20 protein-coding genes are annotated in these 14,651 nt (G+C 72.0%); 11 read left to right on the top strand and 9 right to left on the bottom strand.

The features are described 5' to 3' along the window. The first annotated feature begins 26 nt into the window (after positions 1-26). The 6 genes from OO48_RS33265 (at position 27) to OO48_RS33240 (ending at position 5,229) form a co-directional block, all read left to right on the top strand. On the top strand, positions 27-1,085 hold the full coding sequence (locus OO48_RS33265) for a cobalamin B12-binding domain-containing protein (RefSeq protein ID WP_033223205.1): 1,059 nt from the start codon (positions 27-29) through the stop codon (positions 1,083-1,085). Further along, positions 1,082-1,393: an STAS domain-containing protein gene (locus OO48_RS33260; protein ID WP_033223192.1), complete on the top strand. Its 312-nt coding sequence runs from the start codon at positions 1,082-1,084 to the stop codon at positions 1,391-1,393. The genes OO48_RS33265 and OO48_RS33260 overlap by 4 nt, the downstream gene beginning before the upstream one ends. A 115-nt stretch (positions 1,394-1,508) precedes the next feature. Then, positions 1,509-2,753, top strand: coding sequence for a cytochrome P450 (locus OO48_RS33255; protein WP_033223190.1), 1,245 nt, complete (start codon positions 1,509-1,511; stop codon positions 2,751-2,753). Further along, a complete protein-coding gene (locus OO48_RS34745; RefSeq protein ID WP_425338615.1) occupies positions 2,750-3,829 on the top strand; it encodes a YihY/virulence factor BrkB family protein in 1,080 nt (359 codons plus the stop codon). The genes OO48_RS33255 and OO48_RS34745 overlap by 4 nt, the downstream gene beginning before the upstream one ends. Beyond that, positions 3,826-4,821 carry a TIGR03557 family F420-dependent LLM class oxidoreductase gene (locus OO48_RS33245; RefSeq protein WP_051733360.1) on the top strand — a complete coding sequence of 332 codons (996 nt, stop codon included), beginning with the start codon at positions 3,826-3,828 and terminating at the stop codon, positions 4,819-4,821. Before OO48_RS34745 ends, OO48_RS33245 begins: the two co-directional genes overlap by 4 nt. Positions 4,822-4,923: 102 nt before the next feature. Continuing rightward, entirely contained in the window at positions 4,924-5,229 is a 306-nt protein-coding gene (locus tag OO48_RS33240) for a WhiB family transcriptional regulator (RefSeq protein WP_033223201.1), read from the top strand. Here the strand turns inward: OO48_RS33240 and OO48_RS33235 are convergent. After that, complete coding sequence (locus tag OO48_RS33235; protein WP_033223186.1) at positions 5,210-5,647, bottom strand: STAS domain-containing protein; 438 nt, start codon at positions 5,645-5,647, stop codon at positions 5,210-5,212. The genes OO48_RS33240 and OO48_RS33235 overlap by 20 nt on opposite strands. A 173-nt stretch (positions 5,648-5,820) precedes the next feature. Here OO48_RS33235 and OO48_RS33230 point away from each other — a divergent pair, with 173 nt between their 5' ends. Further along, on the top strand, positions 5,821-6,129 hold the full coding sequence (locus tag OO48_RS33230) for a helix-turn-helix transcriptional regulator (RefSeq protein WP_033223184.1): 309 nt from the start codon (positions 5,821-5,823) through the stop codon (positions 6,127-6,129). A 127-nt stretch (positions 6,130-6,256) separates the two neighbouring features. Here the strand turns inward: OO48_RS33230 and OO48_RS38735 are convergent, their stop codons facing one another. Together OO48_RS38735 and OO48_RS33225 are read right to left on the bottom strand one after the other, a co-directional pair. Then, entirely contained in the window at positions 6,257-6,430 is a 174-nt protein-coding gene (locus OO48_RS38735; RefSeq protein WP_157845612.1) for a hypothetical protein, read from the bottom strand. Between the two features lie 104 nt (positions 6,431-6,534). Then, positions 6,535-6,810 carry a DUF4235 domain-containing protein gene (locus tag OO48_RS33225; protein ID WP_033223183.1) on the bottom strand — a complete coding sequence of 92 codons (276 nt, stop codon included), beginning with the start codon at positions 6,808-6,810 and terminating at the stop codon, positions 6,535-6,537. A gap of 142 nt (positions 6,811-6,952) precedes the next feature. Here OO48_RS33225 and OO48_RS33220 point away from each other — a divergent pair, with 142 nt between their 5' ends. Next, positions 6,953-7,426 (top strand): hemerythrin domain-containing protein, encoded by a 474-nt coding sequence (locus OO48_RS33220; protein WP_033223182.1) that lies wholly within the window; start codon positions 6,953-6,955, stop codon positions 7,424-7,426. An 80-nt stretch (positions 7,427-7,506) separates the two neighbouring features. Here OO48_RS33220 and OO48_RS33215 read toward each other — a convergent pair whose 3' ends face one another. Beyond that, on the bottom strand, positions 7,507-8,016 hold the full coding sequence (locus OO48_RS33215) for a DUF6328 family protein (RefSeq protein WP_033223180.1): 510 nt from the start codon (positions 8,014-8,016) through the stop codon (positions 7,507-7,509). A gap of 560 nt (positions 8,017-8,576) precedes the next feature. Between OO48_RS33215 and OO48_RS33210 the strand changes: the two genes are divergently transcribed. Next, the gene (locus tag OO48_RS33210; RefSeq protein ID WP_245194911.1) at positions 8,577-9,431 is read left to right on the top strand and encodes a tyrosine-type recombinase/integrase; all 855 of its coding nucleotides are present in this window, start codon (positions 8,577-8,579) and stop codon (positions 9,429-9,431) included. 54 nt (positions 9,432-9,485) lie between these two features. Here OO48_RS33210 and OO48_RS33205 read toward each other — a convergent pair whose 3' ends face one another. From OO48_RS33205 to OO48_RS35645, 5 genes are all read right to left on the bottom strand, one after another. Next, on the bottom strand, positions 9,486-9,824 hold the full coding sequence (locus tag OO48_RS33205; protein ID WP_033223177.1) for a hypothetical protein: 339 nt from the start codon (positions 9,822-9,824) through the stop codon (positions 9,486-9,488). Then, positions 9,821-10,522, bottom strand: a complete 702-nt coding sequence (locus OO48_RS33200) for a hypothetical protein (RefSeq protein WP_209439591.1) — start codon at positions 10,520-10,522, stop codon at positions 9,821-9,823. Before OO48_RS33200 ends, OO48_RS33205 begins: the two co-directional genes overlap by 4 nt. A gap of 262 nt (positions 10,523-10,784) precedes the next feature. Then, positions 10,785-10,973: a helix-turn-helix domain-containing protein gene (locus tag OO48_RS33195; protein ID WP_033223176.1), complete on the bottom strand. Its 189-nt coding sequence runs from the start codon at positions 10,971-10,973 to the stop codon at positions 10,785-10,787. 454 nt (positions 10,974-11,427) lie between these two features. Continuing rightward, positions 11,428-11,847, bottom strand: coding sequence for a hypothetical protein (locus tag OO48_RS33190; protein ID WP_157845611.1), 420 nt, complete (start codon positions 11,845-11,847; stop codon positions 11,428-11,430). A gap of 60 nt (positions 11,848-11,907) precedes the next feature. After that, on the bottom strand, positions 11,908-12,354 hold the full coding sequence (locus OO48_RS35645) for a hypothetical protein (protein ID WP_051733355.1): 447 nt from the start codon (positions 12,352-12,354) through the stop codon (positions 11,908-11,910). Between the two features lie 1,330 nt (positions 12,355-13,684). Here OO48_RS35645 and OO48_RS33180 point away from each other — a divergent pair. Together OO48_RS33180 and OO48_RS33175 are read left to right on the top strand one after the other, a co-directional pair. Continuing rightward, complete coding sequence (locus OO48_RS33180) at positions 13,685-13,966, top strand: hypothetical protein (RefSeq protein ID WP_033223174.1); 282 nt, start codon at positions 13,685-13,687, stop codon at positions 13,964-13,966. A 32-nt stretch (positions 13,967-13,998) separates the two neighbouring features. After that, the coding region (locus OO48_RS33175) for an IS5 family transposase (RefSeq protein ID WP_033223195.1) at positions 13,999-14,651 on the top strand (653 nt) is incomplete at its 3' end.

Genomic DNA, 14,651 nt, shown 5'->3' with positions numbered 1-14,651 from the left:
ATGTGTATAAGAGACAGCCCGTCCTCATCCCCGCCCCCGCTCCCGCGCCCGAGGCCGTCCCCGTGCTCACCGAGCACCTGTGGGAGGCCGTCACCAGCGGTGACCAGGCCCGGGCCGCCGCGCTCGCGGTGGGGGCGCTGGAGGCGGGGCTGGATCCGGAGGCGCTGCTGCTCGACGTGATCGGGGCGCTCCAGGCGCGGATCGGGCGGGAGTGGGCGGCCGACCGGATCACGGTGATCCAGGAGCACGCCGCCACCGCCGTCAACGAGCGGGTGGTGGCCCTGGTGGCCGGCCACCCCGCGTTCGCGGCCGCCCGCCCGCCCGAGCGCGGACGGGTCGCGGTGGCCTGCGTCGACGGGGAGTGGCACGCCTTCCCCGCCCGGCTGCTGGCCGAGGTGCTGACGCTGCGCGGCTGGCGGGTCGACTACCTGGGCGCCCAGTGCCCCACCCCGCACCTGATCGCGCACCTGCACCGCACCGCCCCCGACGCGCTGGCGCTGTCCGCCTCGCTGTCCCCCCGGCTGCCCGCCGCGCACACCGCCATCACCGCCGCCCAGGCCGCCGGCGTGCCGGTCATCGCCGGCGGGGCAGCGTTCGGTCCGGACGGCCGCCAGGCCCGGCTGTTCGGCGCCGACGCCTGGGCGCCCGACGCCCGGGCCGCGGCCGAGCGCCTGGCCCGGGGGCTGCCGCTGCCCACCTCCCCGCACCAGCCCGTCGACGACCTGCCGCACCTCGCCGACCAGGAGTACACCCTGGTCACCCGCAGCTCCCGCGAACTGGTGGGCGCCGTGATGGCCGCCCTGGAGCGGCAGTACCCCGCCGTCCGCTCCTACACCCCGCTCCAGCGCGAGCACACCCAGGACGACCTGGCGCACATCGTCGAGTACCTGGCGGTCGCCCTCTACACCGGCGACCCGGAGCTCTTCACCGCGTTCACCGGCTGGACCAGGGAGGTCCTGACCGCCCGGGCCGTCCCGGACGCCCTGCTCGCCGCCGCGCTGACCGTCCTGCGCGAGCAGCTGCGCGACCTGCCGCGCAGCGTCGCCGCCCTGACGGCCGCCCTGCGGGCGGGGGAGAGCGCGTGAACACCCACGCCGAGCCCCGCACGGCCACCGTCCCGGTGGAGGGCGAACTCGACCACGAGAGCTGCGAGGGGCTCGTCCGGGCGGTCACCTCCCACCTGGCGGCCCGCCCGCCGGTCGAGGTGGTCCGGGTGGACTGCGCGGACATGACGCTGTGCGACTCCATGGGCCTGTCCGCGCTGCTCCAGATCCGCCGCGACGTCGACGCCGCCGGCCGCCGCCTGCGGCTCGACCACCGCCCCGCCCACCTGGACCGCCTGCTGCGCCTCACCGGCACCGCCGACTACCTGCTCGCCGACCCCCCGGGCTGAGGCCGGCCGGGCCCGTCCCCCCGCCGCGCCCGGGCGGCTCCGCCGTCCGGGGGAAGGGTCGGTTCCAGGCGGTTCCGGCTCGTTTCCGATTCCCCGACCGGGGCAGCCGACGGCCATGGACCGACGACACCACCCCCGGTGGGACAACACCCTCCCGCTGCTGGCCCGCGGCTACGCCTGGCTGCCCGACCTGCGCCGCCGCCAACCAGGCCCGGTCGTGCGGACCAGGCTGGCGGGCCGTCCCGCCGTGGCCCTGCACGGACCGGACGCCGTCCGGTTCTTCTACGACGAACGGCACGTCGAACGCGCGGGCGCGCTGCCCGAGCCGGTGAAGAGCACGCTCTTCGGGCACGGCGCCGTGCACTCCCTGGACGGCCCGGTGCACCGGCTGCGCAAGGCGATGTTCCTCTCGCTGCTGGCCGACCCGGCCCGGGTCCGCGCGCTGGTCGAGGAGGTCGGCGCGGCCTGGAAGACCGCGGTGGACGACTGGGCCGGGCAGCCCCGGGTGGTCCTGCTGGACGCGGTGGCGAAGGTCCTCACCGAGGGCGTCTGCCGGTGGGCCGGCCTGCCGCTGCCCGAGGACGGGGCCGGACCGCTCGCCGCCGACCTGGTCGCGATGGTCGACGGCTTCGCCACCCCGGGCCCGCGGCACTGGCGCGGACGGCTGGCCCGCCGCCGCCGGGAGGCCTGGATCGCCGGGATCGTCGAGGGGGTGCGGGACGGCAGTGCCCCGCTCCCGGCGGGCTGCCCGGTCGAACGGGTGGCGCTGCACCGGGACGCGGACGGCGAGCAGCTGTCGCCCCGGGTCGCGGCCGTCGAGGTGCTGAACCTGGTCCGCCCCACCGTCGCGGTCTGCTGGTTCGTCGCGTTCGCGGCGCACGCCACGCACCGCTGGCCGCACACCCGCGAGCTGCTCGCCCAGGGCGACCCGGACTACGCGCGGGCGTTCGCCCAGGAGGTGCGTCGCTTCTACCCGTTCGCCCCGTTCGTCGGCGGCCGGGCCGCCGCCGACCTCACCCACCGCGGCGAGCGGATCGCCGCGGGCACCACGGTGCTGCTCGACCTGTACGGGCAGAACCACGACCCGGACCTGTGGCCCGACCCGTACGCCTTCCGCCCCGAGCGGTTCCTCGAACGCCCCGAGGACGTCGGGCGGATGGTCCCGCAGGGCGGCGGCGACCCGGCGGACGGCCACCGCTGCCCCGGCGAGGCCGTGGTGGTCGGCCTGCTGGAGGACCTGTCGGTGCGGCTGGCCCGGCTGGAGTACGTGCTGCCCGCCCAGGACCTGTCCATCCCGCTCGGCCGGATGATCGCCCGGCCGCGCAGCGGCTTCGTGATCGAGGCGGTCCGCGCCGGATGAGCAGCACGTACGGACCGGGACCGCAGCACGCACGGAAGGGGAGAGGGATGCCGCACGGAAGCCACGACGCGGACGGCCGCCGGGCCGGGCGCGCCGCCCAGGACGGGCCGGACGGGCCGGAGGACGTGCCGGCCCGCGGCTGGTTCGCGGTGCTCCGGCGCACCGGGAAGGAGTTCCTGGACGACGAGCTGCCGGACCGGGCCGCCGCGCTCACCTACTACGGGGTGCTGGCGGTCTTCCCGGCGCTGCTGGTGCTGGTCTCGATCCTCGGCCTGCTCGGCCGCTCCGCCACCGACACGGTGCTCGACAACCTCCAGCAGCTCGCCCCCGGCCCGGCCCGGGACGTCCTGCGCACCTCGGTCGAGCAGTTGCAGGGCGGGCGCGGCACCAGCGGGGTGCTGGCCGTCGTCGGCCTGCTGGGCGCGCTCTGGTCGGCCTCCGGCTACGTCGCCGCGTTCATCCGGGCCTCCAACGCGGTCTACGACATCCCCGAGGGCCGCCCGGTGTGGAAGGTCACCCCGCTGCGGGTCGGCCTGACCCTGCTGATGATGGTGCTGCTGCTGGCCAGCGCCGTGATCGTGGTCTTCACCGGCCCGGTGGCCCAACGCGCCGGGGACGTCCTCGGACTGGGCGCCACCGCCGTCACGGTCTGGTCGATCGCCAAGTGGCCGGTGCTGGTGCTGCTGGTCACCTTCATGATCGCGCTGCTGTACTGGGCGGCCCCCAACGTGCGCGGCCGCGGCTGGCGCTGGATCTCCCCGGGCAGCCTGCTGGCCGTCCTGCTCTGGCTGCTGCTCTCCGGCGGCTTCGCCGCGTACGTCGCCAACTTCGCCTCCTACAACCGCACCTACGGCACCCTCGCCGGGGTGATCGTCTTCCTGGTGTGGCTGTGGCTGTCCAACCTCGCCATCCTGCTCGGCCTGGAGTTCGACGCCGAACTCGCCCGCGAGCGGGCCGTCGAGGGGGGCATGCCGCCCGACGAGGAGCCGTACGTGCCGCCGCGCGACACCCGCAAGTGGCCCGAGGACATGCGGGCAGCCGAAACCGAGACGGACCGAGACGAGGAGACGCGATGACCGAGTACGGGTTCTTCCTGTCCTGCGAGGAGTTCACCCCGCAGGAGCTGATCCACCAGGCCGAGCGGGCCCAGCAGGCCGGCTTCACCCGGCTGGCGATCTCGGACCACTTCCACCCGTGGAACGAGGCGCAGGGCAACAGCGCCTTCGTCTGGTCGATGATCGGCGCCCTCTCGCAGGCCGTCGACCTGCCCGTCACCACCCTGGTGACCTGCCCCACCGTCCGGCTGCACCCGGCCGTCACCGCCCAGGCGGCGGCCACCTCCAGCGTCCTGCTGGACGGCCGCTTCACCCTCGGCGTGGGCACCGGCGAGGCGCTCAACGAGCACGTCCTCGGCGACCGCTGGCCCTCCTTCGAGGAGCGCGCCGAGATGCTGGAGGAGGCCGTCGAGGTGATGCGCGAACTGTTCACCGGCCGCCGGGTCAGCCACCGCGGGCCGCACTACACCGTCGACAACGCCCGCCTCTACACCGCGCCGCCCGACCGGCTGCCCATCCTGGTCTCCGGGTTCGGCCCCAAGGCCGCCGCGACGGCCGCCCGGATCGGCGACGGCTTCGTCACCATGACGCCCGACGCCGACCTGGTCGGCGCCTTCCGCGACGCAGGCGGCACCGGCAAGGTCGTCGGCGGGCTGAAGGTCTGCTGGAGCGCCGACCGGGACAAGGCGATCGACGAGGTGCACCGCCGCTGGCCCACCGAGCTGCTCCCCGGCGAACTCGCCCAACTGCTCCCCACCCCCGCGCACTTCGAGCAGGCCAGCAAGCTCGTCACCCGGGAGATGATCGCCGACGCGGTGGTCTGCGGCGACGACGTCGACGCGCACGTCGAGGCGGTCCGCGCCTACCCGCGGGCCGGTTTCGACGAGGTGTACGTCGGACAGATCGGCCCCGACCAGGACGCCTTCTTCGAGGCCTACCGGACGCGGGTGCTGCCCGCCCTGCGGGGCTCCGGCGCGGGCCCGGAGGGCGCCGCCGCCGAGCCCGGCCGCTGACCGCCGTCCCGGACGTCGGACGTACCGGAAGTGACGTGCATGACCAGCGGGGGAGCGGTTAGACGGCGGTTGTTCGATTCCCTCCGCTCGGAAGGCACCGCCGTGACCAAGGTCTCCCGTCTCCCCGGCGCTCAGACGCACCACTGGGACTGGCAGCTCGAGGGCTCCTGCCGCACCGTCGGCAGCGACGTCTTCTTCCGACCCGTGAACGAGGGCCGCGCCGAGGCCAGGCAGCGGGAGCAGGCCGCCAAGCGGGTGTGCGCCGGCTGCCCCGTCCGGCTGGAGTGCCGACGGCACGCCCTCGCCACCCAGGAGCCCTACGGCGTCTGGGGCGGCCTGACCGAGGAGGAGCGCCGCGCCCTGCTGGTGCGCCGCGAGCCCGCGACCGTCATTCCCACCGCCGCCTGAGCGCGGTGCCACGCCGAGGGCCGGCCGGACTCCGGCCGGCCCTCGGCGCTCCCGGCGGCCCGGTCAGGGCGCGCCGTCTGCCCTGGACCGGTACGGCGTCCTCGACCGGCAGGTAGGGGGTGGCCCGGGTGATCTCCAGCACCCGGCGCACGCAGCGCGACGGGGAGTCCAGGGCCAGCGCCACCCCGAGGGCGCGGGCTTCGTGCCCGGCCCGCAGCAGGGTGTTCAGGGCGCACGAGGTGAACAGGTCCACCGCGCGCAGGTCGACGGAGAGCCGGGCGGGCCGGGCGCGCAGTCCGTCCCGCAGGGCCAGCGCGAACACGTGCTGGTTGTCCTGGTGGAGGGCGCCGACCAGGGCGCACCGCACGGTGCCGCCGGTGTGCCGGATCTCGATCCGCAAGTCGGGGGCGCGCACCACGACCGGCCTCCGGTATCGCCGGGGAAGGGCCGTCACTACATCGCCTCCAGGTGCCGGTGAAAGGGGGGGCGGCACGCTGTCCACTCTCCCCGCACCCGCGACATACGTCAATGAATGCACGAAAAGTATGTCATGCATTACGATTCGCGAACCGCGATACATATCCTGGAGCGGTGGAGAGAGCCGCAGAACCCAGCCGCCAGTGGACCTTCCTGACCAACCACGCCAGGGTGTTGATCCAGATCTACCGGGACCCCGGCATCCGAGTCCGGGACATAGCCGCCCGCTGCCTGCTCACCGAACGGGCGGTGCAGCGCATCATCTCCGACCTGGAGGAAGCCGGGTACCTCTCCCACGAGCGCCTCGGCCGGACCAACCACTACCACGTCATCGACGGCCAACTGCGCCATCCGGCCGACGCCGGACCCACCATCGCCGAGCTGCTCTCGGCCCTCCTGACCCCGCCGTCCGGCACCCCCTGACCCCGCCCGGCTCCGCCCGACCGGCCCGCCCCAGCACGAACCGCCCCGCCTCCTGCACGGGGGGACGGGGCGGTGGGCTGTCCGGAGGTCCCGGGGGACTCCGGGACCTCCGGAGGGCTCAGGGGGCTCAGGGGGCCTGGGTGTCGGCCGCCGGCGGCTCGGGCTCGTCGTCGCCCTCGGCCTTGGCCCGCACGTCGGCCGGGGTCGGCGCGGTGATCTCGCGCTCCGCGGCCGAACGCTCGCGCACGCTCTCCTCGGGCGCCTCCTCGGCGGCCCGGTCCTTGCCGTCCTGCGTGGTCATGGCTGCTCCTCTCCTGTCTGCGGTCGGTCCTGTCCGGTCGGGGGACACCGGACGGCTACCCCCGGCCCGCGCGGCCACACCGGGCCGGCCGGGTGATCCGCCGCTCAGCCCCGCCCGGTCGGCCACACCCCCGTCACCCGCTTCCAGGCGGCCGCCCCCGACCGGTCCAGCGCGGCCTTCACCAGCGCGAACAGCGCGCCCTGGAGCGCGGCGGCGATCAGCACCTGCCGCCAGCCCCGGCCCTCGTCGGTGGCGTCCGGCGCGTCGTCCTCGCGGGCGATCCGCCGCCACACCTGTTTGAACACCGCCCCGGCCACCACCCCGCCCAGCGCCCCCACCGCCATGCCGACCGGCTTGTACACCAGCGCTGCCGTCCTCATCGGGTCCTCCTCGGCCTCGTGTTCCGCCCGGGACCCTCCGGCGGCTGCCCGACCGCCCCGACCGCAAACGGCGGCCCCGGTTGCACCGGCCCGTTCCGGGTAGCCGACGGCCGTCCCACCCCATCACCGACGAGGAGGCCCGATGGACGCGATCGTGCTGCTGAAGGAAGACCACAAGGCCGTCGAGAAGCTCTTCAAGGAGTTCGAGGAGGCCGGCGACCGGGCCCACGTGACCAAGCGCCGGATCGTCGACCAGGTGATCGAGCAGCTGACCGTCCACACCGTCATCGAGGAGGAGGTCTTCTACCCGGCGGCGCGCGAAGCCGCCCCCGACACCGCCGACCACGTCCTGGAGAGCGTCGAGGAACACCACGTCGTGGTGTGGCTGCTGGCCGAACTGGCCGGGCTCGACCCGCAGGACGAGCGGTTCGACGCCAAGATGACGGTGCTGATGGAGAACGTCCGCCACCACGTCGAGGAGGAGGAGCGGGACTGGTTCCCCGAGGTCCGCCAGGCCATGGGGCGCAACCGCCTCCTCGAACTCGGCGAGCGGCTGGAGGCCGCCAAGGAGACCGCCACCCGCGACCCGCTGAAGGTGCCCAGCGCCGCCAAGTGACGCCGCCCCCGCACCGCCGCCCCCGCAGCCGCCCGGCCGCGGGGGCGGTCGTTCACCGCCGGTCGTTCACCGCCGGCCGTTCACCGCCCGCCCTGGCGGCGCTCCTCGTGGCGCAGCAGCAGGAACGGCAGCACCAGCCAGGTGAGCGCGAAGTAGGCCACGGTGCAGGCGGACACCGTCGCGGCGAGCGCGGCGTTCCCGGTCGCGGTGCGCAGCAGCAGCAACAGGGCGCAGCCGATGGTGAGGGCGAGCAGGGTCAGGCCCAGGCCGATCAGCCGGGAGCCGGTGCGGATCAGCACGGGTTTCAGGTCGTGCCCGGCCAGCAGCCGGTGGAAGGAGACGGGCGCGATCAGCGAGGCGGTCGCGCAGGCGCCCAGGACGACCGTGGCCGTGTACAGGTTCCGGTCGAAGTCGCCGAGCGAGGCGAACCGCGGGGTGAAGGCCACGCTCAGCAGGAAACCGAACAGGATCTGCGCCCCGGTCTGGGCCACCCGCACCTCCTGCAGCATCTCGTCCCACTGCCGGTCGGCCCGCTCCTGCGGGCTCTCGTCACGGCCGGGGCCGCCACCAGTGTCCCGGGCATCGTCCACGGGGAGTCCTCTCGCTCGTCGTACCGCTCGTCGTCTTGGATCGGGACGGGTCGCGGTCCACCGCCCCGCAGCCGATCGTCCGTCGGCCCGGGGGCCGCGGGCGGCACCCGCCGCCCGTGTCGTCCGCGTCGCCCCCCGGGACCCGGCTGCCCGGCGGGGGCGGAGGTCATGCCGGGCGTGGGCGGCGCGCGGCGGGGCAAGCGTGCAGGGCCATCCACTCCGACCGGGAGGGCCCACGAATGAGCAGTGCGCAACGGTCCGTCAACGACCACCGGACGAAGGCGCGGCAGCGCTTCCCGCGCCACGACCGCCGGGGCGAGGCCCGGCTGCCCGCGGTGCTCGCCACCCTGGCGGCGATCCTGCTCTACGTTCTCCCAGGACGAGAACGACGACGCCGTCGAGGAGGTCGCCGACGGCTCGTCCCGCACCAGCGACTGGGTCCCCACCCTGATGGACTACCTGTACGTATCACGGGTTTGACGGTTCTTCCCAGCTCAGAGGGGTGGACGACCATCCGGGGTCAGCGAAACGTCAGCAAGTTCCCGGAGGTACCGTCCGCCATGGCAACCACAGGTCTCACCCGCGGCATGGGCAGCTTCTTCAAGGAGTGCGAACACCCTGAGTCCCGCTGGCTCAAGGGCCAGCGTCACCAGGGTCCGGCCTCGCTGCGGATGCTCGAGTCCACTCTGAAGCACCACCTCCTCCCCACGTTCGGCAGCCGCCGCATGGGGACCTTCGACCACAAGGTCGTGGAGGCCTTCATCGAGACGATGGAACGCAACGGCGTCGGCCTCGCTGCCCAGACCCACGCGTTCGTCAGGCTGAAGACCATCCTGCTGGACGCGCACCGGCTCGGCCTGTACGAGGACAATCCGGTGGACGGCGTCCAGCCCCCGCAGTACGACCCGAAGCGCGCGGTGATCCCCTCCCTCGCCCAGCTCCAGGGGATCCGCACCGCTGGAGACGACGCCTTCAACCTGGTCGCCGAACTCATGAGCGGCTGCGGCCTGCGCAACGGCGAGGCACTGGCGGTCAACGTCGACAACATCGTCGCCGACGACGTGTACCGCATCACCGAGCAGGTCAACCAGACCACCAAGACCTACGCACGCCTCAAGCACCGCAAGGCGGGCGAGTACCGCGACGTACCGCTGCCCGCACGGACCAAGCAGGCGATCGAACACTACGCGGACACGTACGGGACGGTTGAGGGCTACCTGCTGCGCAACCCCAAGGACATCACCCTGCCCATGCCGCACCACACCATCGACAACCACCGCGGCATCCCGATCACCGACGTCGCGGAGTGGATGGGCCACCGCAGCATCGAGATCACCTTCAAGACCTACCGGCACCTCATGCCCGGCTCGATCGGGAAGGCTGCCAAGATCTTTGATCTTGGCCTCGCCGCCTGAGCATGTGCAGGGCCCGCTCGGTCAGGGCGGGCCCCGCACATGTGTTGCACGGCCTCAGGACGAGTTCGGGCGGACGACACTTTCGGCCAGCCCGCCGATCTGGCCCGGAGCGCGGTAGCTGCCGGACCGACGATCCTGGTGGACACCGTCAACGACCGTCACGCCGGGTACCAGAGCCATGACGGCTGGGGCATCCGGCCGCCCAGTTGGATCACCGACGCTGTCGAAAGCACTTTGCCCCGTCCACGCCGAAGCAGCTCCGGGTTGAACGTGCTGCTGCGCGCCCGCATCGCCGTCGAGGAGGCCGAGTGCGTCCTGCGGTTTGGCCCGCCTGTCGGAGGCCGTCTCGCACCTGCTGGACATCACGGGCGCCAGCAGCGTCTGCACTGTCATGGCGGAGATCCCTCGCCGCACAGGACCCGCTGAGCCCGGCGGGGCGGGCGAACGTCCGCCCGGACTGCAGCAGGGCGTGGTCCCCTTCCGGCGGCGCCCCGGGCCGGGACGCCTGGGTAGTCCATCAGGGTGGGGACCCAGTCGCTGGTGCGGGACGAGCCGTCGGCGACCTCCTCGACGGCGTCGTCGTTCTCGTCCTGGGAGAACCGGAAGTCGGCGAGCGGCAGTTCGGCGCGCTCCGCCTGGGTGCGCATCACCGGGCCGCCGCGGTCGAGCTCCCAGAACGCCAGGCCGAAGACGATGATGCCGGTGGCCCACACCTGGAGCGCGGCGAGCAGCAGCGGGCCGCCCTCCTGGGCCTTGCTGGTGACCATGGCGTTGACCAGCAGGCCGAGCGAGACGAGGTTGCTGATGCCGATGAGGGCGACCAGGGTCAGTGACACGATCCGGGAGAAGCGGTTCTGCCGGGTCATCCGGCGCGGGTTGACCGCGATCAGCGGGACCAGCAGCAGCAGTTCCAGGCCGGGCAGGACGAAGCGCGGGACGAACAGCAGTTGCTCCGGCAGCACCAGGTAGAGCAGCACGGCCGTCAGGGTGGCGAGCACCGCGGGCAGCCGGGCCTCGCCGCGCCGCTCGTGGCGCGGGAAGCGCTGAAGTGCCTTGGCGCGGTGGTCGGGCGTCTTCCTGCTCATGTCCATGGAACCTCTCCTGTGCGGCCCGGCTTTCACCAGCGGATTCCCCGCCGCGTAAGGTCCAACCTTGCGTGGTAGGTCAGGTGAGGAGGCGACATCCAAGGCCCGACAGTGCCTCACCGCAACATCGAGATCACCTTCAAGACCTACCGACACCTCATGCCCGGCTCGATCGGACAGGCCGCCGAGATCCTCGACCTCGGCCTTGCCGCCTGAAACGGCGGGGGCGCTGGCCGCCCTGCGTGAGTGGCGGCCAGACCCCCGCCGGTCACTCCGAGAGGCGCTGCTGCTTGATCCAGGCGTTCACCTCAGACACCTTGTCAGACACCTTGTTGAACTGGCTCTTGGCGTTCCGGCCTCGCCCGAACTTGTAGGGGACCAGACCTACGTCTGTCGCTTCCCGGTACAGCCAGGACAGCGAGACGTTCAAATACTCAGCTGTCTGCTTGGCGTCCATGAACTGCGAAGCATTACTGCCACCAACCTTCCACGATTCCCGAGTGGAGCTGAGCCCGGATGATCACGCTTCCGCAGGGGTTCGGTCGCACCGGGCAGTCGGTGATAGCGGGCGTGTCCGCCGGGGTGGCGTTGTCGCGCGTCAGACTTTCGGGCGGGACCTGGCGGCTGGCCGGCTGCCGGGACTACTGGTCGAAGTACGAGTTGGGCTGGTAAATCTCGTCCACCGCGAACCAGCACGACGCGATAGCCGCGGTCGAGCTCGCCATCACGGAGGCCGAGACACTGGCTGGCCGACCGCTGGTGGGGTCGGGCCTCGTGCCGTCCGACCGTACAGTGGCCGACCGGCGGGTCCGATGCGACGGGGCGACCGGCGCGACGGCGCGACCGGCGGGCCGACGTGGCCGGGCCCCGGCCGCGTCATGCGCTGCCGGGGCCCGGTTCGGGTGCGGTGATCAGCCGCAGTGGGTCCAGCCGGAGTACCAGCGGACGCCCTCCGCCTCGCCACCCCACGAGATGCACGTGCCCTTGGCGCTCAGGGTCACCGGGCCGGCGTAGTACAGGTAGTAGCCCGCGTCCGGAGCGTCCCTCAGGTCGCTCTGCCGCTCGATGTTCACCCTCAGGTCGTACCGGGTGGTCCCGTTCGGGCTGCGCTTCCAGGTGACGGCACAGTTGCTGGAGCCGTTGTAGAACAGGTAGACGTCGGCGACCGTGCCGATGGCGTGCTGGTCGATCAGGTAGTACCCGCTGCCGACGCTGTTGCAGGCTCCGCTGGGCGTCGACGCCGCCTGCGCCGGAGCAGCCGCGAACAGCATTCCCGTCGTCATGCCCAGCACACTGAGGGCGAGCGCCGCTATCCGCTTCGACTTGCGCATGTCTCTCCGTTCGAACATCCGTACCGGCAGGTGCCGCACGCACGATAGCAGCGCCCAAGATCACCCGGCTACGCCCACCCCGCCCGACCTGCCGAACCTCCCGTTCTCCAACACCCTTCCACCACAGTCACTTGATGCCCAGTCACCGCAACCTGACGGCCGGTCACCGACGTGCAGCTCCTCGATGAGGTCGCGGTACGTTCGAAAGGCCTGCTTGGGCGTGTAGTCGTCGTGCAGGAGGCCGAAGTGCGGGAACAGCCCCTCGGCGTGGCTGTCGGCGTCCCGCAGGGCGAAGAGCGAGTAGCCGTCGATGTTCAGCTCGCCGGCCAGGGCGGCCACTGTCCGAACGACGGTGTCGAGCACGGCGGCCTGCCGCTGTTCGCCGCGACCCGGGCCGGTCGGCCAGCCGTTCTCGCACACCCGGATCGGCACGGTGTCCGGGATGCCTGCCAGCGGCAGACTGGTGCGGCGGAAGGCGGTGAGGACCGCCGCGACCGCGTCCGCCAAGCGGTCCTCGTCGATGGGCCGGAACGCGTCCGGGAAGAAGTCCGGGCCGACGTAGTCCGCGCTCCGCCGGAAGCGGCCGTCGGCCAGCGCGCCGAGGCCGGTCCAGAAGGCGTCTGCGGGTCGACGGCCGCCACGGCGTTGAAGCCCACCGCCACCCGGTACCCGCGCGCCCGGGCCTCTTCCTTGGCGGCGATGACTCGGGGGTCGAGACTGGTAGGCGCGCATGTTGAGGTGTCACGTATTCCACCTGCCAGGACTGTGACTGGTCGCTCTGAGTAGTGAGGTCGGTGCTTGCGGCCTGGCTCTGGACAGGTGGGTTCACGGTGGTGTGTTCGAAGCACTTCTGAGGGGGAGATCACCAGCTCGGCCCGGAGAGAGCTTGTACCGTCACGGACTTGGTGGGTACAGGACCCGGGCACACTGAGATCGCCCCCCGGGCTAACTGTTGCACTCGAAGGCGGCACGGTCTACTGCCCTACCCCGCGCCTGCGGCACTCGTGAGCGCGCCACGCTGACCCCAATACGGCAACGTAGCAGTTCAGAGGCGCTCTCCGGTCATGGTGTGCCTCCCGGAGAGCGCCTCGGACGGGGTGAGGGGGGTGTCTCTCTCGGGTCGGCGGTCCCAGTTGTTGTTTGTGGACGATGCGGGTGTCGCGTCCCACCGTTTGGGGGTGGATGGCCTGCAAGATGCCGCCGGAGGCAGGGGCGGCAGGATGGAGCACAGCCTGGGACTTCGTGGCCCGGATCTCGACCAGCTGGCGTGGACGGGCCTGGCAGGCAGGTACGGAGTACAGGTTCGCGTTGAAGGTGACCAGGCGGTCTTCGTAGACGTGCCGCAGATGCCGCTGCGCGGCCACTTGAAGCCCTCGATAAAAGTCGGTGTTCTGATCGAACATGCCTCTGAACTACGGAAAAGGGCTCCTAAGGAAGATCATTTCACAACCAGTGCACACACAGCGCTGATGACGATGAGATGCAGTGAGAAGTGTCGGACGATGACGAGCGCATTGTGGCGGCTGCTCCTGTCGGTCTCTACGCATGGTTGCCGGGGAGAGCCGTGATCGTTTGTGCGGACGTTGCTCGGCGTCCACGGCGAGGAGGGCGCTGACGTGCCTGGCGTCGTACGGGTGGGAGATGGGCCGCAGGGGCTTCAGCGTCCGTCGTGATGGCTGCGGCGACTGTTCAGCCGCAGGCGGTTCACGTCGCGTTGCCAGCGGACCGGGAGGTGGCTCGAGCCGGGTTGTCCGCCTGGCTAGGCTGTGAGCCTCGACGGGCTGTGACGCAATGGGGGCGCCGGATGGCTGCGCGGGGGAGTGGTGACCGGGAGCCGGTGGCGCGTCGGAAGCCGCTGGTCGGTCTACTGGTGGCGGGCGGCGTCGTGCTAGGCGTGGTCGGGGGCATCCTCGCGCTGGTCCTCGGCACGATGGGGTATCTGCCGGGTGACTCGATGAGCGTCGCCTGGGACACCCCGCAGGGCCGTGCCAACGACCACGGCAACAGCGCCTGGCTGGTCGGCGACACCGTGGTCCGCAGCCGGTTCGAGAGGGCGTTAAGTCCGTTTCTGGATGATCTGGTGTCGCCCGTTCGTGGGTACGGAGGCACTTCGAGCTGACTCGCGTGTCGTGTGCATGATGGGGTCGGGGCATGGAACGAATGCCGTACTCAACGGACTTGTCCGACGGGCAGTGGGCCTTGATCGAGCCGATGGTCACCGCCTGGAAACAGGAGCGGGTGTCTCGGTCGGCGACCGGGGACCCGGGCTCCTGCGACCTGCGCGAGGTCGTGAACGCGCTGCTGTACCAGAACCGGACGGGCTGCCAGTGGCGGCTCCTGCCCCACGACTTACCGCCCTGGTCGGCGGTGTTCTACTACTTCACCCTGTGGCGCCAAGACGGTCTTGACCAGCGGATCCAGGAGATTCTGCGCTGTCAGGTGCGGGAGCGGGCCCGGCGATTAGAGGACCCGTCCCTGGTGATCATCGACACCCAGTCCGTCCGCGTGGCGGCGGGGGTGCCGAAGGAGACCACGGGGCTGGACGTGAACAAGAAGACGCCCGGGAGGAAGCGGGGACTGGCCGTCGACGTGCTGGGCCTGGTCATCGGCGTGGTGGTCCTGGCTGCGAGCGCGCACGACAACGAGGCCGGCATCGCCCTGCTGGACCAGGCAGCCGAACGGTGCGGGATGCGTCTGGAGAAAGCCCTGGTCGACCAGGGCTTCAAGGACGCCGTGATCATCCACGGGGCGGTGAAGGACATCACCGTCGAGGTGGTCCGGCGCAACCCCGACGACGTGGGCAA

Source organism: Kitasatospora phosalacinea (genome assembly GCF_000716545.1).
Taxonomy (GTDB): domain Bacteria; phylum Actinomycetota; class Actinomycetes; order Streptomycetales; family Streptomycetaceae; genus Kitasatospora; species Kitasatospora phosalacinea.
Note: the sequence above shows the minus strand (reverse complement) of the source record. Positions and strands in the feature narration are given on the sequence as shown.

Excerpts from the sequence above, each read along its gene's own strand:
- OO48_RS33255 (WP_033223190.1), top strand. The coding sequence starts at position 1,509 with ATGGACCGACGACACCACCCCCGGTGGGACAACACCCTCCCGCTGCTG.
- OO48_RS34745 (WP_425338615.1), top strand. The coding sequence starts at position 2,750 with ATGAGCAGCACGTACGGACCGGGACCGCAGCACGCACGGAAGGGGAGA.
- OO48_RS33245 (WP_051733360.1), top strand. The coding sequence starts at position 3,826 with ATGACCGAGTACGGGTTCTTCCTGTCCTGCGAGGAGTTCACCCCGCAG.
- OO48_RS38735 (WP_157845612.1), bottom strand. The coding sequence starts at position 6,430 with ATGACCACGCAGGACGGCAAGGACCGGGCCGCCGAGGAGGCGCCCGAG.
- OO48_RS33225 (WP_033223183.1), bottom strand. The coding sequence starts at position 6,810 with ATGAGGACGGCAGCGCTGGTGTACAAGCCGGTCGGCATGGCGGTGGGG.
- OO48_RS33220 (WP_033223182.1), top strand. The coding sequence starts at position 6,953 with ATGGACGCGATCGTGCTGCTGAAGGAAGACCACAAGGCCGTCGAGAAG.
- OO48_RS33210 (WP_245194911.1), top strand. The coding sequence starts at position 8,577 with ATGGCAACCACAGGTCTCACCCGCGGCATGGGCAGCTTCTTCAAGGAG.
- OO48_RS33205 (WP_033223177.1), bottom strand. The coding sequence starts at position 9,824 with ATGACAGTGCAGACGCTGCTGGCGCCCGTGATGTCCAGCAGGTGCGAG.
- OO48_RS33200 (WP_209439591.1), bottom strand. The coding sequence starts at position 10,522 with ATGGACATGAGCAGGAAGACGCCCGACCACCGCGCCAAGGCACTTCAG.
- OO48_RS33195 (WP_033223176.1), bottom strand. The coding sequence starts at position 10,973 with ATGGACGCCAAGCAGACAGCTGAGTATTTGAACGTCTCGCTGTCCTGG.
- OO48_RS33190 (WP_157845611.1), bottom strand. The coding sequence starts at position 11,847 with ATGCGCAAGTCGAAGCGGATAGCGGCGCTCGCCCTCAGTGTGCTGGGC.